The sequence below is a fragment of the Nocardia anocheti genome (assembly GCF_029675105.1).
Lineage (GTDB): Bacteria > Actinomycetota > Actinomycetes > Mycobacteriales > Mycobacteriaceae > Nocardia.
Genome location: NZ_JAQQFV010000006.1, coordinates 372,055 through 390,748 on the forward strand (window position 1 = coordinate 372,055; position 18,694 = coordinate 390,748).

Here is an 18,694-nt window from a genome sequence, read left to right on the forward strand (position 1 = left end):
ACAGTAGTCGGCCCGCTTACCGATAGTCTGAACATGTGCCGCACATCCTGTCGATCCGCTCACCGCATCGCGCCGGGCCCGTCGACCGGATCGGGCGGCGCGCCGCGCGCGAGCAAACCGCGCGCGACCGGTTGTGGACAGCGGCGCAGCGCCGGGTATGCCGAGAGGTCGGGGGCATGAGAGGTCAGCGCGCGGAGGAGGCGGTCTGCCGAACCACGGACAACGCTCGGACGGTCACGGCATGAGCGTACGACCCGAGGAAGTCGAGCGGGGACTGACGCGGCCGGTCCCGGAGCGGGCCGACACCCACGTTCCCCTGCTCAATATCGCCAATGTGCTGACCATCGCGCGGATCGTGCTGGTCCCGCTGTTCGTGCTGGCGCTGTTCACCGGCGGGGGGCACGACACCCGCTGGCGCGTCGCCGCCGCCGCCATCTTCGGCCTGGCCGCGATCACCGATCGCTTCGACGGGCAACTGGCCCGCAAATACGGCCTGGTGACCGATTTCGGCAAGCTCGCCGACCCCATCGCGGACAAGGCGTTGATCGGATCGGCCCTGATCGCGCTGTCGATCCTGGGCGATCTGCCCTGGTGGATCACGCTGGTCATCTGCGGCCGCGAGATCGGCATCACGCTGCTGCGGCTGGTGGTCGTGCGGCGCGGGGTCATCCCGGCCGGGCGCGGCGGCAAACTCAAGACACTGGTGCAGTCGGTGGCCATCGCGCTGCTGCTGTTGCCGCTGTCGGGCGCCTACGAGACCGCGGGCATGTGGCTGATGTACCTGGCGGTGGCGCTGACGGTGATCACCGGCCTGGACTACGTCGGCCAGGCGGCCCGGTTGTGGCTGGCCGGTGGCCGGGCGCGCGGTGAGTCCCGCTCGTGAGCGATCCGCTCGTCGACGGCGCGCCGGTCGCCGAACTGGTCGAGGCCCTGATCGCGGCGGGACAGACCGTCGCCACCGCCGAATCGCTGACCGCGGGTCTGTTGGCGGCTACCGTGGCAGGAGTGCCGGGTGCGAGCGCGGTGCTGCGCGGCGGGTTGATCGTCTACGCGACCGACCTGAAGAACGGTCTGGCCTGCGTCGACGACGCCGTCCTGCGGACCGACGGACCGGTCGCCGCGTCCACGGCCGAACAACTCGCGGTCGGCGCCAGACAGCGCTGCGGCGCGGACTGGGGTGTCGGCCTGACCGGGGTCGCCGGACCCGATTCCCAGGACGGGCACCCGGTCGGGACGGTATACCTCGGATTGGCCGGTCCACGACACAGCGAAGTGGTCCGGTTGAAACTGCGCGGTGACCGATGGACGATCAGGATCGGTGCGGTGCACGACGCGGTGCGGGAGTTGCTGCGCTGTGTGACGACGAACTAGCCGCGGCCGGGAACCACCCGCCGATGCTCGACGTTGTGCCAGAAAGAGGTGAACACCGCCACGGCGGTGACACGAGGTGGAGGAGAACGAGATGACGCTGCTGCGGGAGGCAATCGGGGACAGTCTGCGGCGTGCGCGTCTCGCCCAGCATCGAACGCTGCGCGAGGTGTCGACCTCGGCGCGCGTGAGCCTCGGCTATCTGTCGGAAGTGGAGCGCGGCCGCAAGGAAGCCTCCAGTGAACTGCTCGCCGCCATCTGCGAGGCGCTGGACGTGCCGCTGTCGCGGGTGCTGTGGGACGTGAGCACCATCATGGCCGGAGCCGACGGCTCGGCCCCGCGCGAGCCCGCGCTGACCGGTCCGGGCGCCGAACAGGAGCAGGCCGCGGCCGAGCCCGCGCCGTCTGCCGAACCGGCCGCCACCGAGGAACCCGCCGCCGCCACCGCCAGCGCGGTCGCCGAGCAGGGACCGCGCATCGGTATCGCCGAGGACACCCGCATCGTCATCCCGGCACCCCGTGCCGAGATGCTGGTACTGGTGAAGGGAATGTGAGAACCGATAGATTCTCCGCAGGCGTCGAGCGGGCCGGTCACACCGGTCCTGGTGCCGCATGGTGAAGGATAAGCACGTATCTGGTGCGTGACGGTCGCGCACCACCAGTCGCACGAGCGACGCACAGATGGAGGCGGGATCAATCGATGGCTAATCCGTTCGTGAAGGCCTGGAAGTACATGATGGCCCTCTTCGATTCCAAGATCGAAGAGCATGCGGATCCGAAGGTCCAGATTCAGCAGGCTATCGAGGAGGCGCAGCGTCAGCACCAGGCGCTGTCGCAGCAGGCGGCGTCGGTGATCGGCAACCAGCGTCAGCTGGAGATGAAGCTGAACCGTCAGCTCGACGAGGTCGAGAAACTCAACGCCAATGCCCGACAGGCCGTCACCCTGGCCGACCAGGCGGCCGCCGCGGGCGACACCGAGAAGGCGATCCAGTACACCAACGCCGCCGAGGCGTTCGCCGCGCAGCTGGTCACCGCCGAACAGTCGGTCGAAGACCTCAAGGTGCTCCACGACCAGTCGCTGCAGGCCGCCGCACAGGCCAAGAAGGCGGTCGAGCAGAACGCCATGATGCTGCAGCAGAAGGTCGCCGAGCGCACCAAGCTGCTCAGTCAGCTCGAGCAGGCCAAGATGCAGGAGCAGGTCTCGGCCTCGCTGCAGCGCATGGACTCCACCCTGTCCGCCCCCGGCTCCACCCCGAGCCTGGACGCGGTCCGCGACAAGATCGAACGCCGCTACGCCGACGCCCTCGGCGCCGCCGAACTGGCCCAGAACTCGGTCCAGGGCCGGATGATGGAAGTCCAGCAGGCCAGCATCCAGATGGCCGGACACAGCAAGCTCGAGCAGATCCGCGCCTCCATGCGCGGGGACGCGCTGCCCACCGGCAACAACAGCGCGGGCGCCATCGACCCGGCCAAGCAGCAGCAGCCCGCCCAGCCCCCGCAGATCAACAAGGGCCAGGCCACGCAGCAGTAGTTTGGCGAACCGGCCGCGACCGGCCATGGTGTGGCCGGTCGCGGCTCGGAGTCGCACGGGCGGTCATCGTGGGTGCGTGATTCGGGTGTGTGTCGGAGGGTGGCCGTAGGGTTTCGGGTAGCCGGGGCCGGTCCCGGTGGTTTCGGGGCGGAAGGAACGGGAGATGAGCGGGAAGACGCGGCGGCAGCGCGCCGAGGTCGTCGAGCCGGGTGCTGTCGTGGAGACGGTGCCCGGTGGTGTGCCCGCTACCCTGCGCGGGGTCGGTGAGCAGGCGCTCGTAGCGGTGCGGCGCTGGGCCGATCCGCGCGAACGCGAACTGCGGCGTCGGCGCCGGGCGCGCAGGCGCAGCTTCCAGTTCGGGACCGCGTCGGGGATCACCACGGTGGGAGCAGTGGGGTTGGCCGTGGTGTCGGCACCCGCCTGGGCTGTGGTCGTCATCGGCGGGGGCGCGGTCGCGTTCGTCACCGGGACGGCCCTGAGCGCCCGCCGCTATCTCCAACTGCGGGACAAACCACTGCCGCAGGCCGCGTTCGTAGCCCGCAAGTCACCGGGAATCCGCTCGGTGGCCCGCCCCCCGATCCAACGCCTCCTCCGCGCCGAACGGGCCCTCCACGGCCTCGGCGCCCAGATCGGCCGCACCCGTCGCCTCCCCGAGGACGAACTGCGCGACCTGCTCGACACGGCCCGCTCCGGCGCCGCCGCGCTACACGCGCTCGCCGCCGACGTGGTCGCCATGGAACAGGCGGCCGACACCGTCGGCCGCGCCAACCCGGAGACCGTCGCGGCCCTGAAATCCACCGTCACCGACGTCCTCACCCGCCTGTCGACCGGCGTCGTCGAATACGAACAACTCGTCGCCGCCGCGGCCCGCATCCTCGCCGTCCCCGAGGACACCGTCGTCGCCTACCAGTTCAACGGCATCGTCGCCGACCTCCGCGAAGCCGCCGACCGCCTCGACGGCTGGGCCCAGGCCCTCACCGAGATGGCCGACCGGGGCCCCGCCACGATGTACCGGGATTCCTCCCGCTAGACCCATTCACACGGACCGGTCCCACGACATCGCGGGACCGGTCCGTGCTGCTGTTCACGCCCGGGGGATGGCTTGGCGGAGGGCGGCGAGTTCGGTGGGGCGCAGGTTGGTGACCGTGGAGGATTCGGGGGAGTCGAAGAGGCGGACGTGGGGGGATTCGGGGGTGTAGGTGGGCCAGGGGGCGGTGCCGTCGGTGGCGAAACGGGCCCAGGCCGTGTGGATTTCGGTGGCCAGGGTCTGGGGTGGGATCGGGCCGGTGAGGGTGTGGGCGGCGGAGAGGGTGTCGAAGACGAACGGGATCTCCAGGACGTGGCAGGCGCCGAGGCCGGGAAGTTCGGTGGGCCAGGCGAATTCGTAGACGTGGGTGGATGCGCCCGCGGCGTTGGCGTCGGCGAAGTCCAGGGTGCCGGAGCGGAAACACCAGTCGGTGAGGATCGCGTTGAAGATCTCCGGCGGGGTGGCGTCGTGGCGCTGGGTCGAATACGTCTGCGCCACCGTGGGATCGATGCCGTAGCGGGTGAGGACAAACGGCAGGGTGTCGGCGGTGATCCCGGCGGCCAGGCCGGTCGGCACGGTGAAGAAGCGGAACTCGTCGGCGGTGGTGCCGGTGATCAGCGGCACCGCGCGTTCGGGATGGGCGGCCAGGACCTCGGTGGCGGGGCCGGGCACGATGTCGTCGTCGCGCACCGGGAACAGGCTCATGATGCCCAGGCCCTGCTCGATCACGGTGGCGCCCCAGCGCTGCGGATCGGGGTCCATCATCACCGCCAGCGCCACCGCGTTCTGCGCGGTCCGCAGCTCGTCGGGCCCGAGCGCGCCGAAAGCGGCGGCGGTCGGCGCGATCCCGAGTTCCTCGGCCAGCGCCGCCGACACCCGACGCGCGTCGTCGGGATCGGCGGCGACCGCCCCGTTGGCGCTCTGCACGATCGCCCGGCGGAACAACCCGGCCGACTGCGGCGCCGCGATCAACGCCGCCACACTCATCCCGCCCGCGGACTCACCGAAGATCGTCACATTGTCCGGATCGCCACCGAACGCGGCGACGTTGTCGCGCACCCAGCGCAGCGCGCAGAGTTGATCGTGCAGACCACGATTGAGCGGCGCGCCCTCGAGCACGGCGAACCCGGACACCCCGAGCCGATAGTTGATCGACACCAGCACCACACCGTCGCGCGCGAACGCGGTGCCGTCGTAGATGGCGCGGGCATTGGACCCGCGCACGAAGGCCCCGCCGTGGATCCACACCAGCACCGGCAGGCCGCTCGCCGCCGGGTCCGGGGTCCACACGTTCGCGTTCAGATACTCGTCGCCGGGAATCCCGTCGCTGCCCAACAGCGCGTGGATCGGCGCCGGATAGGGCGACTGCACGCAGGTGGCACCCATCTCGGCGGCTTCACGGACCCCCTCCCACTCGGGTGCGGGTTCGGGCAGCTGGAACCGCCGCGGCCCGACCGGGGCCGCCGCGTACGGCACTCCGAGAAATCGGCTGACACCGTTCTCGGTGCGTCCGCGAATAGCGCCACCGGCGATTGTGACGATCGGTTCCATGGGCTCCTCCTTGCGAGTGAGCCCGATTATGGCCGCCGACCCCCGCCCGGGTGTCGGCTTTGGCACCGCGGTCTCGGGGTGAACCCTGATCTCCACCCGGATATCGGTGCTGACCTGGTGATTTATCGGCAGCGCAATGGAAGCATCGAGGACACGGATCGTCGGACGGCGGTCGCGCAACCGGCAAGGAGCTCATCATGGTCTGGAAAATCATCGGCATGGTCGTCGTCGCGGTGATCGCGATCTGGATCATCGGCGCGCTGATCAAGGCCCTGCTGCCGATCCTGGTGATCGCCGCCATCGGCACCGGCGTCTACCTGCTGTACAAGGCGGTCACCGGCGCGAACGAGCAGAGCCCGCTCAGCAAGCAGTGACCGGTCGGTGGCCGCGCCTAGCATGGGCGAAATGGAGCAGCTACCCGAGGACTGGCAGCGCGGTCTGGTGATCGTCGCGCACCCCGACGACATCGAATACGGCGCGGCCGCCGCCGTCGCCCGCTGGACCCAGCAGGGCAAGGACATCCGCTATCTGCTGGTCACCCGGGGTGAGGCCGGAATCGCGGGCATGCCGCCCGCCCAGGCCGGTCCGCTGCGCGAGATCGAGGAGATCGCCGGTGCCCGTGAGGTGGGCGTGCACACCGTCGAATTCCTCGACCATCCCGACGGCCGCATCGAAGAGGGCCTGGCCCTGCGCCGCGATCTGGCCGCCGCGCTGCGCAGGCACCGCCCGGAAATGGTGGTCCTGTTCAACTTCGGTGACACCTGGGCACCGGGCTTCGTCAACAGCGCCGATCACCGCGCCGTCGGCCGCTCGGCCATGGACGCCGTGTCCGACGCGGGCAACGAATGGATCTTCCCCGAGCTCGCCGAGCTGGCCCCGTGGTCGGCGCGCTGGGCCGCGGTGATGGGTCCGGTGGCGACGCACGCGGTCGATGTCGGGGGATTCCTCGAACAGGCGCGCGCGTCACTGTCGGCGCACCGCCGCTATCTGCAGGTGCTCAGTCCGGTGCCGGTCGAAGAACAGGTGCGCGCCATCGTCGAACGGGCGACCGGGCCGAGGGACGGATTCCCCGCCGAGCACGCGGTGGGCTTCGAGCTGTTCACCTTCGCCGGCTGAGCACCTCGACGGCCTGCCCCGATGCGGTGTGGCAGGCTGTGGCGCATGCGAATTGCCGTGGTGGCCGGGCCCGATCCGGGGCATGCGTTTCCCGCGATCGCGTTGTGTCTGCGATTGCTGGCGGCGGGCGACGAGCCGGTGCTGTTCACCGGCCCGCGCTGGCTCGAGCCCGCCCGCGCGGCGGGGATCGGCGTGCGCAGACTCAAGGGCCTGGCCCCCCGCGCGGTCGACGACGACACCGACGCGGGCGCGCGCATCCACGAACGCGCCGCCCACATCGCGACCGAGAACCTGCCCGAACTGGGCGCCATGCTGCCCGACCTCATCGTCTCCGATGTGCTCACCGCGGGCGGTGGCATGGCCGCCGAGCGGCTGCGGCTGCCCTGGGTGGAACTGTCCCCCCACCCGCTCTACCTGCCCTCCCGGGCGTTGCCGCCGATCGGCAGCGGCCTGGCACCGGGCGAGGGCGTGCGCGGCCGCATGCGCGACGGCGTCCTGCGCACGATGACCGCGCGTGCCGTGCGGAACGGGCATCGGCAGCGCGGCGCGGCCAGGGAGAGCATCGGCCTGCCCGCCGAGGACCCCGGCCCCACCGCCCGACTGGTCGCCACCCTGCCCGCCCTGGAGGTGGAGCGCCCGGACTGGCCCGCCGACACCCACGTCGTCGGGCCGCTGCTGTGGGAGCCGACCGACGCCGTACTCCCGCTGCCACCGGGCGGGGCCCCGCTGGTGATGGTGGCGCCCTCCACCGCCCATACCGGGGTGGCCGGGATGGCCGAGACCGTCCTCGATGGCCTGACCGGGCTCGACGTGCGGGCGGCGATCTCGACCCTGGACACCCCGCCCGCCGAACTGCCCGCCTGGGCCACCGCGGGCCTGGGCCGCCAGGACGAGCTGCTCGGCCACGCGGCGGTGGTCGTCGGTGGCGGCGGACACGGGCTGCTCGCCAAATCGCTGTCGGCGGGTGTCCCGGTGGTCACCGTGCCCGGCGGCGGGGACCAGTGGGAACTCGCCAATCGCGCGGTCCGCCAGGGCAGTTCGCTGCTGGTCCGCCCGCTCACGCCCGAGGCGGTCGGCGACGCGGTCCGGCGGGTGCTCGACGACCCGGCCTTCACCGCCGCGGCGCGCCGGGCGGCCGAGAGCGCCGCCGAGGTCGAGGACCCGGTCGAGATCTGTCACCGAGCCGCCCGCTGAGCTCCCGCGTCGCGGCGGCACCGGCGGTGGTCACCGAGCGCGAGTATCTTGGGCAGCGTGCGGTTGACCGAATTCCAGGAACTGATGCACACGCAGTTCGGCACGGCGCGCGCCGACGCCCTGCTCGCCGACCACGTCATCCCGACGTTCGGCAGAACCGGCGCGGCCGCGATCGAGGCCGGGACCGACCCGCGGGATGTGTGGCGGGCGTTGTGCGCCGAGTTCGACGTCCCCCGGTCGCGCTGGTGATCCGGCCATGGCCGTGACCGCGCGCGATCCGTCCCGTCCGTACCGGTTCGACGAACGGTTGCGGATGATCCCGGCCGATCCCGAGGTGCTGGCGGCCCGGGTCGCGGCCGCCGATCCGCACGACTTCGCCGGTCTGCGCAGGCTGGGCATCGCCCTGATGCTGCTGGGCCGCTACGAGCAGGCGCTGGACCGGCTCGACCAGGCGCTGGCGTTGGCCGACACCGAACCGCGGCGGATCACCGTCTGGATCAATCTCGCCGACGTCTACCGCTACCAGGGCGAACCCGCCCGCGCCGAGGTCCTCTACCGGCGCGCCCTCGAGCTCAGCCGGGTCCTGGACGACCCCGACCTGGTCTCCTTCGCCGCCCACCACCTGGGCAAGTCCCTCGCCGAACAGCATCGTCCGCGCGAGGCCGCGCAGCTGCTCGCGGAGGCCATGAAGCGGCGGGTGGCCGAGGGCGATTCCGAGCTCATCGAATCCACCAGAGCCGCCCTGGACCATCTCGCCGAACTGGCGCTACCGCTGCCCCCTGCCGTCGCCGAACTCCTCGGCCCGCTCCCGGCCTGGTCCGACGAGCACGAGGGCCGCGGCGGCAATCTGCTGCGCGCGGGCGGGTACTGGATCAAGCGGGGTCCACGCGCGGTGGCCGAGTACGAGCGGCTGATCTGGTTGCGCGAGAACGGGATCGCGGTCCCGGAGGTGGCGGCCTTCGCCGAGGACGTACTGGTCCTCGCCGACGCGGGCGTGCCATCGCTCGCCGACGCCCCGGACGCGCACGAGGTCGGCACGCTCATGGGAACCGTGCTGCGGACCCTGCACGCGCTGCCCGTCGCGTCCTGCCCCTTCGCGGGCGGCCTCGACGTGACACTCGCCCAGGCACACCGCGCGGTCGTCGAGGGCTTCGTCGACCCCGCCGACTTCGACGACGACCACCGCGCGCTCGCCCCCGTCGAGATCCTCGACCGCCTGCGCGCGCGGCGACCGGCCGCCGAGGACTTGGTCGTCGCCCACGGCGACTTCACCCCCGGCAACGTCCTCACCGGTGGCCTGTTGCTCGATGTCGGCGCCCTCGGTCGCGCCGATCGCTACCGCGACCTCGCCCTGGCCGAACGCGACCTCTCCGGCGACTTCGGCCCCGAGGCGGTGACGGCCTTCTTCACCGCCTACGGCCTGCCCGACCCCGCCCGCCCCAAACTCGACTACTACCGACTGCTCGACGAACTGTTCTGACCGGCCGAACGGTGGAATGGTCCGGGAGCTGCCGCAGCACTGAATCGTGGGGGTGTTGACGTCCGGTTTCGCGGCGGGTTCGCTGGTCACGACGGCCGGTCCGCGTGTTGCCGGGCGCGTCGCTTGACTCGAATGGGTGTTCGACTAATCTGGGCGCCAGAACTTGTCGGTGCCGGCCTCTACTGTGGGCGCCAACCAGAGAGACACTCACCTCGAAGAAGGGGATCACACCATGGCACCGCAGGCCTACGATCGCGACAAAGCGCTGGAACTGGCACTCGCGCAGGTCGAGAAGAGCTTCGGCAAGGGCGCCGTCATGCGGCTGGGCGAGGAGGCCCGCCAGCCCATCTCCGTCATCCCGACCGGGTCCATCGCCCTCGACGTCGCCCTCGGTATCGGCGGGTTGCCGCGCGGTCGCGTCGTCGAGATCTACGGCCCGGAATCCTCGGGTAAGACCACCGTCGCGCTGCACGCGGTGGCCAACGCCCAGGCCGCGGGCGGCGTCGCCGCGTTCATCGACGCCGAGCACGCGCTCGACCCCGACTACGCTCGCAAGCTCGGCGTCGACACCGACGCGCTGCTGGTCTCCCAGCCCGACACCGGTGAGCAGGCGCTCGAGATCGCCGACATGCTGGTGCGTTCCGGCGCCATCGACATCATCGTCATCGACTCCGTCGCCGCCCTCGTGCCGCGCGCCGAGATCGAGGGCGAGATGGGCGATAGCCACGTCGGCCTGCAGGCCCGCCTCATGAGCCAGGCGCTGCGCAAGATGACCGGCGCGCTCAACAGCTCGGGCACCACCGCCATCTTCATCAACCAGCTGCGCGAGAAGATCGGCGTCATGTTCGGCTCGCCGGAGACCACCACCGGTGGTAAGGCGCTGAAGTTCTACGCCTCGGTCCGCCTGGACGTGCGCCGCATCGAGACCCTCAAGGACGGCAGCGACGCGGTCGGTAACCGCACCCGCGTGAAGGTCGTCAAGAACAAGGTGAGCCCGCCGTTCAAGCAGGCCGAGTTCGACATCCTCTACGGCCAGGGCATCTCCAAGGAGGGCTCGCTCATCGACATGGGCGTCGAGCACGGCTTCATCCGCAAGTCCGGCTCCTGGTACACCTACGAGGGCGACCAGCTGGGTCAGGGCAAGGAGAACGCCCGCAAGTTCCTGCTGGAGAACACCGACGTGCGCGACGAGATCGAGAAGAAGATCAAGGAGAAGCTGGGCATCGGCGCCGACCTGACCGCCGAGGCCGACGCTCCCGCCGACTTCTGATCGCATGAGCGCGCCGCCCCCCGGTCGCCGTGCCCGCCGCGACGCGGCCGACCCGGTCGAGGACATGCGCAGGCAGCTGGCCCGCCTCGGTATCGAGGTCGAGCCACAGTCCCTGACGCGGGCGGGCGAAGCCGGGGACGGCGGCACCGAACTCGCCCGATCGGCTCGTGCCGAACGAGCCGATCCGGGTGCGAGGAGAATTCGGTCGGGTGCGGGCGATCCGCAGCGCGCGCACCCGACCGGATTCGCCGATCGTGATCAATCACCGTATTCCGCTGCGCGGACCGGTGTTGATCATGAAGAGTGGGGGAACGGGGGAGCAGACTCCCTGTCGACCGTCGTCGGTGGTGACGACGGTCGACAGGCGGATCCGGTGGCGGCCGGATCCGAGCCGGGAGAGCCCGACAGGCGGGCCGGCACACGCCGGCTCGCCCCGGGCGACCGTCCCGGCGCCACCGTCGACCAGGCCAAAGACGCCTGTCTGAACCTGCTGGCCGTGCGGGCCCGCAGCCGTGCCGAACTGGAGAAACGACTCGGCGAGAAGGGTTTCCAGCTCGAGGTGACAGCGGCCGCGCTCGACCGCCTCGCCGAAGTGGGCCTCATCGACGACACCGCGTTCGCCGAACAGTGGGTGCACGAACGCCACACCTACTCCGGCCGGGGCAAGCGCGCGTTGCAACGCGAACTCCGCGACAAGGGTGTCGCGCCCGCCGCCGCTGAGGACGCCCTCGCCGCCGTCACTGACGAAGCCGAACGCGCCCGCGCCACCGACCTGGTCCGCCGCAAACTCACCACCCTCTCCCGAGACCTCGACCGCGACAAGGCCACCCGCCGCCTGGTCGGCATGCTCGCCCGCCGCGGCTACGACCAGTCCACCGCCTTCGCCGTCGTCACCACCGAACTCTCCGACGCGGGCTTCGACCGCGCACCTTTCCGGCAGTGCCACTCACCGGAGCCCGTGGAAGAACGGGCGTCCGACCCGGTGAAACCCGTGGCGGACACCGATGAACTGGAGACGGCTCAGCTCGATGAGACCGCCGAGCCGACACGGGCCCGATTATCCGCGCGCAGACCGGTCCCCGGCGACGAGCACGATGCCGCCGAGCTGGTCCGGCGCAAGATCCGTTCCCTGCCCGCCGACCTCGACCGCGCCAAGGCCACCCGCCGCCTGGTCGACATGCTCGCGCGACGGGGCTACAGCGCCTCGGTCGCCTACTCCGTGGTGAAAGCCGAACTGGCCGCATCCGATCGGTGAGGTGATGCCCTCGCCCTGTGGTCGTGGGTGGGTCCGGTGCGAAACGGCGCGCCGAGGAGCGGTGGCGCGTAGGATGATTCGTCGCCAGTGAAACATGGCTTCGCGCAGGGAGTTTCGTCGTGTGCGGGTGTGTCGGTGGGGTGTGGGTGAGGCGTTTCACCCGGGGTGCGGGTGGGCATTCGGGGGAGCAGGGCCGTGAGGCCGTCGAGCGACGGGGAGGTGGATTCTGGACGCGTTGTGGTCGTTCGTGGTGAGCCGACGGGAGCAGTTGCTGCTCGACTCCTATCTGCACGTGTCGGCGGTCGTGCAGTCCCTGGCGGTCGCGACCCTGATCGCCGTGCTGGTCGGCATCCTGGTGTACCGCAGTCCGTTCGGTTCGGCGGCGGCGACCGCCACGGCCGGTGCGATTCTCACCGTGCCCTCGTTCGCGCTGCTCGGACTGTTGATCCCGTTCCTCGGGCTCGGTGTCGGGCCCACCATCGTGGCGCTGGTGCTGTACGCGCTGCTGCCGATCCTGCGCAATACCGTGCTCGGATTGTCGAGTGTGGACCCGGCGGTGATCGATGCCGCTCGCGGCGTCGGGATGAACCGGCTGCGGCTGCTCACCACCATCGAACTGCCGCTGGCCTGGCCGTCCATTCTCACCGGGATGCGGGTCAGCACGCAGATGATCATGGGCATCCTGGCGCTGGCCGCCTACGCGAAGGGGCCGGGCCTGGGCAATCTGATCATCTCCGGGCTCGGCCGCCTCGGCAGCCCCAACGCCGTGCCGCAGGCACTCACCGGCACCGTCCTCGTCGTCGTGCTCGCGTTGGCGCTCGACGGCGTGCTGGTCCTGCTCGGACGGCTCACCATATCGAGGGGAATTCGTGACTGACACCGACACCCGCACCGGGGACGCGGTCTCCGGCGTCGAGATCGTGCTCGACCGGGTCACCAAACGCTATCCCGACCAGGCCGCGCCCGCGGTCGACGAGGTCAGCATGACGATTCCGGCCGGGCGGATCGTGGTCCTGGTCGGTCCGTCGGGCTGCGGCAAGACCACCACCATGCGGATGATCAACCGGCTGATCGAACCGAGCTCGGGCACCGTCACCATCGGCGGTCGCGACGCGGCCACCATCGACGCCGACGAATTGCGGCGCGGCATCGGCTATTCCATCCAGCAGGCGGGCCTGTTCCCGCACCTCACCGTCGCCAAGAACATCGCCACCGTGCCCGGTCTGCTCGGCTGGGACCGCAAGCGCACGGCCGCCCGCGTCGACGAGATGCTCGGCCTGGTCGGCCTGGACCCCGGCACCTACCGCAACCGCTACCCGCGCCAGCTCTCCGGCGGTCAGCAGCAGCGGGTGGGGGTGGCGCGGGCGCTGGCCGCCGATCCGCCGGTGCTGTTGATGGACGAACCGTTCGGTGCCGTCGACCCGATCACCCGCGCGCTGCTGCAGGACGAATTGCTGCGCCTGCAGGGCGAACTCGGCAAGACCATCGTCTTCGTCACCCACGATTTCGGTGAAGCCGTGAAACTGGGCGACCGGATCGCGGTCCTGGGCGAGCGCTCCCGCATCCTCCAATACGACACACCCGCCGCGATCCTGGCCGCCCCCGCCGACGACACCGTCGCCGGATTCGTCGGCGCCACCCCCGCCATCGATCGCCTCGGCCTGGCCGTCCTGGGCGATCTCGAGCTCGGCCGCGGCGTCACCGCCGACCCTGGAACCACGCCCGCCGCCCTGGTCACGGCGCTGGGCGAGGCCGAGCGACCCTGGGCCGTGGTCCTCGACGACCAGCACCGGCCGGTGCGCCGGATCACCGCCACCGAACTCGCCCACGCGGACTCGCTCAGCGACCTCGGCACCCCGATCGGCACCACCCTGCCCGCCGAGGCCACCCTCCAGGACGCGCTCGCGGTGCTGCTCACCGACCGCACCGCCTCCGCCGTCGTCGTCGATGCCACGGGCGCCTACGCCGGGATCGTCACCGTGGACACACTCATCGCCCACCTGGCCCCGACCGAACCCGCACCGGCATGACGGCGGGCACCGGGAAGATCCACCATCGGACCGAGCGGTACGGGGGCGGCCGGGCGCGCGCCGAGTTCCCCTTGGCACGGCGTTCGGGTGCTGCCGGGCCCGCCGTCCGGACCCGGTCGCTCGGCGCCGGATGTCCAGGAGACGGCGGGGCGTTTCGGTCGCCGGTGCCGGTTCCCGCCGAAGCATGTGCCGACGGGCCCGCCCCCGATCCGTCGCGGAGGTATCGATGGTGACCAATTCCGCTCCGGGACAAACGATCTCCGCGACGTCCTCCGCCGCGACGGCTCCCGCGGCGCAGCGCCGCGCCGAACTGCTGCGCCTGCTCGTGCAGCCGGTGCTGGTGCTGGTGCTCACCGTCGGAGTGCTGGTGTGGGCGTTCCGGCGCGATCTCACCGTCACCCAGCAGGCCAGCATCAGTGTCCACAACATCGCCGAGGTCACCTGGCAGCATGTGCTGATCACGGCGGCCGTCGTACTCATCGTGGTGGCCGTGGCGGTGCCGCTGGGAACGCTGCTCTCGCGCAAGCGGTTCCGTGGACTCGCGCCGATCTTCGTCGGCATCGCCAATATCGGCGCCTCCGCGCCCGCCATCGGGCTGATCGTGCTGTGCTACCTGGTCACCCGGACCACCGGCTTCTGGGTGGGGGTGGCGCCCATCGCGTTCTGCTCGGTGCTGCCGGTGCTGCGCAACACTATCCTGGGCTACCAGCAGGTCGACCCGGCGTTGATCGACGCGGGACGTGGGCAGGGCATGTCGGGCGCACAGGTGCTGGGCCGCATCGAGTTCCCGCTGGCCGTGCCCTACATCCTGGCCGGACTGCGCACCGCGCTGGTACTCGCCGTCGGCACCGCGACCCTGTCGTTCATGGTGAGCGCGGGCGGGCTGGGCATCCTCATCGACACCGGCTACAAACTGCGCGACACCGTCACCCTGACGCTGGGCGCGGTGCTGGCCGTGGCGCTGGCTCTGCTGGTGGACTGGCTCGGCGCGCTGGCCGAACAGTATCTGGGACCGAGGGGGTTGCGGTGAGCCGTTCACTGCGCGGACTCGCGGCCGCGCTGGGCGTGGTGCTGCTGGCGAGCTGCGGGCTGCAATCGGGCAGTTCGGTGCCGCTGCCGGTCGGGCCGGGCAGTATCGAGCCGGTGCCCGCGCTCGACGGTGTCGCGATCACGGTGGGCTCCAAGGACTTCACCGAGGCCAACATCCTCGGCTACCTCATCGAATTCGCGCTCACCGCCGCGGGGGCGAACGTGCGCGACCTGACCAATATCCAGGGCTCCAACAGCCTGCGCGACGCCCAGCTGCACGGCCAGATCGACATCGCCTACGACTACACCGGCACCGGCTGGATCAACTATCTGGGCAAGGACAAGCCCATCGTGGCCGACCCGGCGAATCCCGCCTCGGTCGAGGTCCAGCAGTTCGAGGCCACCCGCGACGCCGACCTGGCCGAACACGACATGGTGTGGGCCGCCATGGCCCCGATGAACAACACCTACGCCCTGGTCACCAGCCGACGCGTCGCCGAGGAGACCGGCGTGCGGACGCTGTCGGACTACGCGCGCCTGCTCGCCGCCGACCCGGCCGCGGCCACCACCTGCGTCGGTACCGAGTTCAATGTGCGCCCCGACGGCTACCCCGGCCTGGCCGTCGCCTACGGCATCGACCCGGGTGCCGCCCGCCGACAGATCGTCCAGGACGCCCTGGTCTACCAGGCCACCGCCGACGCCGCCCAGTGCCGATTCGGCTCGGTGGCCGCCACCGACGGCCGCATCCCGGCCCTGGATCTGGTGCTGCTCGACGACGACCGCGGCTTCTTCCCGAAGTACAACGCCGCGCTGGTGATGCGCCGCGATTTCGCGCAGGCCCATCCCGAGGTCGTCGAGATCCTGGCGCCGATCTCGGCCCGACTCACCAACCCGGTGATCACCGAGCTCAACCGGCGCGTCGACATCGACGGCGCCGAACCGGCCGACATCGCCCGCGACTGGCTGGTCGCCGAGGGGCTGGTCACCGCGGGCTGAGCCACGTGCCCGGGTCGGTTTGCCGAACTGTTACCCCTGCCTGCCCGAGATGTCCGATACCGTGGGGCTCGTCGTCCCCACGGCACCGGAGATCCGGGCCATGATGGACGGCGGTGGTGACACACCGGAAACCGACACAGCGAGTGGAGGAGCGTCCATGACCATCGAGTTCCGCAAGGTGAGCGTGCTGGGCACCGGCGTGCTGGGATCGCAGATCGCGTACCAGACCGCGTTCCACGGCTTCGACGTCACCGCCTACGACATCGACGACGCGGCCGTCACCGCCGCCAGGAAACGCTTCGACGTGCTGGCCAGCACCTACCAGCAGGAGGTATCGGGCGCCGACGCGGACAAGACCACCGCGACCGCGCGGGGCATCACCCTCACGACCGACCTCGCCGCGGCCGCCGAGGCCGACCTGATCATCGAAGCCGTGCCCGAGGTGCTCTCGATCAAGCGCGACCTCTACACCCGCCTCGGCGAGCTGGCCCCCGAGCGCACCGTCTTCGCGACGAACTCCTCGACCCTGCTGCCCAGCGATATCGCCGACTACACCGGCCGTCCCGCTCGGTTCCTGGCCCTGCACTTCGCCAACCGTGTCTGGGCGTTCAACACCGCCGAGGTGATGGGCACCGAGGCGACCGATCCGGAGGTCTTCGACTCCGTCGTCGCCTTCGCCGAGCAGATCGGCATGGTGCCGATCCCGCTGCACAAGGAGAAGGCGGGCTACGTGCTCAACTCGCTGCTGGTGCCGTTCCTCAATTCCGGCATCGCGCTCGCGGCGGGCGGGTACGCCGAACCCGAGGCGGTGGACAAGACCTGGCGCATCGCCACCGGCGCGCCGATGGGCCCGTTCCAGATCCTCGACATCGTCGGGCTGACCACCCCCTACAACATCCTCAACGACAGCGGCAACGAACAGAACCAGCAGCTCGCGGACTGGCTCAAGCAGAACTACATCGACAAGGGCAAGCTCGGCATCGCCTCGGGGGAGGGCTTCTACCGCTACGGCTAGGCACGCACCCGTCGATGTCCGGACCGGACGAAGGAGTGAGATGTACTACAGCAGTGGCAATTACGAAGCGTTCGCCCGTCCCCGCAAGCCCGAGGGCGTCGACGACAAGACCGCCTGGTTCGTCGGGGCGGGACTGGCCTCGATGTCGGGCGCGGCGTTCCTGATCCGCGACGGACAGATGTCGGGCGACAAGATCACCGTGCTGGAACGGCTGCCGCTGCCCGGCGGCGCGCTCGACGGCATCAAGAAACCGAAGAAGGGGTTCGTCATCCGCGGCGGGCGCGAGATGGAGAACCACTTCGAGTGTCTGTGGGATCTGTTCCGCTCGGTGCCCTCGATGGAGATCGAGGGTGCCAGCGTGCTCGACGAGTTCTACTGGCTCAACAAGGACGACCCGAACTTCTCGCTGCAACGGGCCACCGTCGACCGTGGCCAGGACGCGCACACCGACGGCCTGTTCACCCTCACCGACCGGGCGCAGAAGGACATCGTCAAGGTCTTCCTGGCCACCCGCGAGGAGATGGCGAACAAGCGCATCGACGAGGTATTCGGCGCGGACTTCCTGGCCAGCAACTTCTGGCTGTACTGGCGCACCATGTTCGCCTTCGAGGAATGGCACAGCGCGCTGGAGATGAAGCTCTACCTGCACCGCTTCATCCACCACATCGGCGGACTCCCGGACTTCTCGGCGCTGAAGTTCACCAAGTACAACCAGTACGAGTCGCTGGTGCTGCCGCTGTACCGGTGGCTGCTCGACCAGGGGGTGACCTTCCGCTTCGACACCGAGGTCACCGACATCGACTTCGCGATCACCGCCGACCGCAAGCGGGCCACCCGGATCCACTGGACCGCCGACGGGGTGCCGGGCGGTGTCGATCTGACCGAGCACGATCTGGTGTTCGCCACCATCGGCTCGCTCACCGAGAACTCCGACGAGGGCGATCAGCACACCCCGGCGAAGCTCGACGAGGGTCCGGCACCGGCCTGGGATCTGTGGCGGCGCATCGCGGCCAAGGACCCCGCCTTCGGGCATCCGGGGGTGTTCGCCGACCACATTCCGGAGACGAAATGGGAGTCGGCCACCGTCACCACGCTCGACGAGCGAATTCCCCGCTACATCCGCAAGATCTGCAAGCGCGACCCGTTCAGCGGCAAGGTGGTCACCGGCGGCATCGTCACGGTGAAGGACTCGTCGTGGCTGATGAGCTGGACGGTCAACCGGCAGCCGCACTTCAAACAGCAGCCCGCCGACCAGATCGTGGTGTGGGTGTACGCGCTGTTCGCCGACACCCCCGGTGATTACGTGAACAAGTCGATGCAGGAGTGCACCGGCGAGGAGATCACTCGGGAATGGCTCTACCACCTGGGGGTGCCCGAAGCCGAGATCGACGAGCTCGCGGCCCAGGCGGCGACCTGTGTGCCGGTGATGATGCCGTACGTGACCGCGTTCTTCATGCCGCGCCAGGACGGTGACCGGCCGCGGGTGGTGCCCGAGGGCGCGGTGAACTTCGCCTTCATCGGGCAGTTCGCCGAGACCACCCGTGACTGCATCTTCACCACCGAGTACTCGGTGCGCACCGGCATGGAGGCCGCCTACCAGCTGCTCGGCATCGAACGCGGGGTGCCGGAGGTGTTCGGCTCGACCTACGACATCCGGGCGCTGCTGGCCGCCACCAGCCGGTTGCGCGACGGCGCGGAGGTGACGCTGCCGGGCCCGAAGTTCGTGCGCTCCAAGCTGCTCGACAAGCTCGACGACACCGAGATCGGCGCGCTGCTGCGCGATTCCGGACTGCTCGGCGAGGACTGAACACAGCACCGCGGGCCCGCTCGATC

18 protein-coding genes and 2 pseudogenes are annotated in these 18,694 nt (G+C 70.3%); 19 read left to right on the forward strand and 1 reads right to left on the reverse strand.

Annotation, left to right across the window (positions count from 1 at the left end):
- Window positions 1-241: 241 nt before the first annotated feature.
- From pgsA to pspM, 5 genes are all read left to right on the forward strand, one after another.
- On the forward strand, window positions 242-883 hold the full coding sequence (gene pgsA / locus QC180_RS18330) for a CDP-diacylglycerol--glycerol-3-phosphate 3-phosphatidyltransferase (protein WP_278263970.1): 642 nt from the start codon (window positions 242-244) through the stop codon (window positions 881-883).
- Window positions 880-1,371: a CinA family protein gene (locus QC180_RS18335; protein ID WP_278263971.1), complete on the forward strand. Its 492-nt coding sequence runs from the start codon at window positions 880-882 to the stop codon at window positions 1,369-1,371. Before pgsA ends, QC180_RS18335 begins: the two co-directional genes overlap by 4 nt.
- 91 nt (window positions 1,372-1,462) lie before the next feature.
- On the forward strand, window positions 1,463-1,921 hold the full coding sequence (locus QC180_RS18340; protein ID WP_278263972.1) for a helix-turn-helix domain-containing protein: 459 nt from the start codon (window positions 1,463-1,465) through the stop codon (window positions 1,919-1,921).
- Between the two features lie 146 nt (window positions 1,922-2,067).
- A complete protein-coding gene (pspA, locus tag QC180_RS18345; RefSeq protein WP_278263973.1) occupies window positions 2,068-2,898 on the forward strand; it encodes a phage shock protein PspA in 831 nt (276 codons plus the stop codon).
- Window positions 2,899-3,061: 163 nt separating this feature from the next.
- Window positions 3,062-3,928: a phage shock envelope stress response protein PspM gene (pspM, locus tag QC180_RS18350; protein WP_278263974.1), complete on the forward strand. Its 867-nt coding sequence runs from the start codon at window positions 3,062-3,064 to the stop codon at window positions 3,926-3,928.
- A 54-nt stretch (window positions 3,929-3,982) separates the two neighbouring features.
- Here the strand turns inward: pspM and QC180_RS18355 are convergent, their stop codons facing one another.
- The gene (locus QC180_RS18355; protein ID WP_278263975.1) at window positions 3,983-5,476 is read right to left on the reverse strand and encodes a carboxylesterase/lipase family protein; all 1,494 of its coding nucleotides are present in this window, start codon (window positions 5,474-5,476) and stop codon (window positions 3,983-3,985) included.
- 197 nt (window positions 5,477-5,673) lie between these two features.
- Between QC180_RS18355 and QC180_RS18360 the strand changes: the two genes are divergently transcribed.
- From QC180_RS18360 to QC180_RS18425, 14 genes and pseudogenes are all read left to right on the forward strand, one after another.
- Complete coding sequence (locus QC180_RS18360) at window positions 5,674-5,850, forward strand: hypothetical protein (RefSeq protein ID WP_278263976.1); 177 nt, start codon at window positions 5,674-5,676, stop codon at window positions 5,848-5,850.
- A gap of 31 nt (window positions 5,851-5,881) precedes the next feature.
- Complete coding sequence (locus QC180_RS18365) at window positions 5,882-6,592, forward strand: PIG-L deacetylase family protein (RefSeq protein WP_278263977.1); 711 nt, start codon at window positions 5,882-5,884, stop codon at window positions 6,590-6,592.
- 45 nt (window positions 6,593-6,637) lie between these two features.
- On the forward strand, window positions 6,638-7,786 hold the full coding sequence (locus tag QC180_RS18370; protein ID WP_278263978.1) for a glycosyltransferase: 1,149 nt from the start codon (window positions 6,638-6,640) through the stop codon (window positions 7,784-7,786).
- 57 nt (window positions 7,787-7,843) lie between these two features.
- A complete protein-coding gene (locus tag QC180_RS18375) occupies window positions 7,844-8,035 on the forward strand; it encodes a DUF3046 domain-containing protein (protein WP_278263979.1) in 192 nt (63 codons plus the stop codon).
- Between the two features lie 7 nt (window positions 8,036-8,042).
- Window positions 8,043-9,266 carry a tetratricopeptide repeat protein gene (locus QC180_RS18380; protein ID WP_278263980.1) on the forward strand — a complete coding sequence of 408 codons (1,224 nt, stop codon included), beginning with the start codon at window positions 8,043-8,045 and terminating at the stop codon, window positions 9,264-9,266.
- Window positions 9,267-9,498: 232 nt separating this feature from the next.
- Window positions 9,499-10,536, forward strand: a complete 1,038-nt coding sequence (gene recA / locus QC180_RS18385; protein WP_019048052.1) for a recombinase RecA — start codon at window positions 9,499-9,501, stop codon at window positions 10,534-10,536.
- A 481-nt stretch (window positions 10,537-11,017) separates the two neighbouring features.
- Window positions 11,018-11,443: pseudogene (locus QC180_RS18390) on the forward strand (regulatory protein RecX); the annotation flags it as partial.
- A 201-nt stretch (window positions 11,444-11,644) separates the two neighbouring features.
- Window positions 11,645-11,791 (forward strand): annotated as a pseudogene (locus QC180_RS18395) (recombination regulator RecX); the annotation flags it as partial.
- A 226-nt stretch (window positions 11,792-12,017) separates the two neighbouring features.
- The gene (locus QC180_RS18400) at window positions 12,018-12,668 is read left to right on the forward strand and encodes an ABC transporter permease (RefSeq protein WP_278264096.1); all 651 of its coding nucleotides are present in this window, start codon (window positions 12,018-12,020) and stop codon (window positions 12,666-12,668) included.
- Window positions 12,661-13,821: an ABC transporter ATP-binding protein gene (locus tag QC180_RS18405; RefSeq protein WP_278263981.1), complete on the forward strand. Its 1,161-nt coding sequence runs from the start codon at window positions 12,661-12,663 to the stop codon at window positions 13,819-13,821. The genes QC180_RS18400 and QC180_RS18405 overlap by 8 nt, the downstream gene beginning before the upstream one ends.
- A 226-nt stretch (window positions 13,822-14,047) precedes the next feature.
- A complete protein-coding gene (locus tag QC180_RS18410) occupies window positions 14,048-14,851 on the forward strand; it encodes an ABC transporter permease (protein ID WP_278263982.1) in 804 nt (267 codons plus the stop codon).
- Window positions 14,848-15,846 (forward strand): glycine betaine ABC transporter substrate-binding protein, encoded by a 999-nt coding sequence (locus tag QC180_RS18415; RefSeq protein ID WP_278263983.1) that lies wholly within the window; start codon window positions 14,848-14,850, stop codon window positions 15,844-15,846. Before QC180_RS18410 ends, QC180_RS18415 begins: the two co-directional genes overlap by 4 nt.
- 157 nt (window positions 15,847-16,003) lie before the next feature.
- On the forward strand, window positions 16,004-16,861 hold the full coding sequence (locus QC180_RS18420) for a 3-hydroxyacyl-CoA dehydrogenase (RefSeq protein ID WP_278263984.1): 858 nt from the start codon (window positions 16,004-16,006) through the stop codon (window positions 16,859-16,861).
- A gap of 40 nt (window positions 16,862-16,901) precedes the next feature.
- Window positions 16,902-18,668 carry an oleate hydratase gene (locus QC180_RS18425; protein WP_278263985.1) on the forward strand — a complete coding sequence of 589 codons (1,767 nt, stop codon included), beginning with the start codon at window positions 16,902-16,904 and terminating at the stop codon, window positions 18,666-18,668.
- Window positions 18,669-18,694 lie beyond the last annotated feature (26 nt).

Excerpts from the sequence above, each read along its gene's own strand:
- QC180_RS18355 (WP_278263975.1), bottom strand. The coding sequence starts at position 5,476 with ATGGAACCGATCGTCACAATCGCCGGTGGCGCTATTCGCGGACGCACC.
- pgsA (WP_278263970.1), top strand. The coding sequence starts at position 242 with ATGAGCGTACGACCCGAGGAAGTCGAGCGGGGACTGACGCGGCCGGTC.
- QC180_RS18410 (WP_278263982.1), top strand. The coding sequence starts at position 14,048 with ATGGTGACCAATTCCGCTCCGGGACAAACGATCTCCGCGACGTCCTCC.
- QC180_RS18380 (WP_278263980.1), top strand. The coding sequence starts at position 8,043 with ATGGCCGTGACCGCGCGCGATCCGTCCCGTCCGTACCGGTTCGACGAA.
- QC180_RS18340 (WP_278263972.1), top strand. The coding sequence starts at position 1,463 with ATGACGCTGCTGCGGGAGGCAATCGGGGACAGTCTGCGGCGTGCGCGT.
- QC180_RS18360 (WP_278263976.1), top strand. The coding sequence starts at position 5,674 with ATGGTCTGGAAAATCATCGGCATGGTCGTCGTCGCGGTGATCGCGATC.
- QC180_RS18365 (WP_278263977.1), top strand. The coding sequence starts at position 5,882 with ATGGAGCAGCTACCCGAGGACTGGCAGCGCGGTCTGGTGATCGTCGCG.
- pspM (WP_278263974.1), top strand. The coding sequence starts at position 3,062 with ATGAGCGGGAAGACGCGGCGGCAGCGCGCCGAGGTCGTCGAGCCGGGT.
- QC180_RS18425 (WP_278263985.1), top strand. The coding sequence starts at position 16,902 with ATGTACTACAGCAGTGGCAATTACGAAGCGTTCGCCCGTCCCCGCAAG.
- QC180_RS18370 (WP_278263978.1), top strand. The coding sequence starts at position 6,638 with ATGCGAATTGCCGTGGTGGCCGGGCCCGATCCGGGGCATGCGTTTCCC.
- QC180_RS18420 (WP_278263984.1), top strand. The coding sequence starts at position 16,004 with ATGACCATCGAGTTCCGCAAGGTGAGCGTGCTGGGCACCGGCGTGCTG.
- pspA (WP_278263973.1), top strand. The coding sequence starts at position 2,068 with ATGGCTAATCCGTTCGTGAAGGCCTGGAAGTACATGATGGCCCTCTTC.
- recA (WP_019048052.1), top strand. The coding sequence starts at position 9,499 with ATGGCACCGCAGGCCTACGATCGCGACAAAGCGCTGGAACTGGCACTC.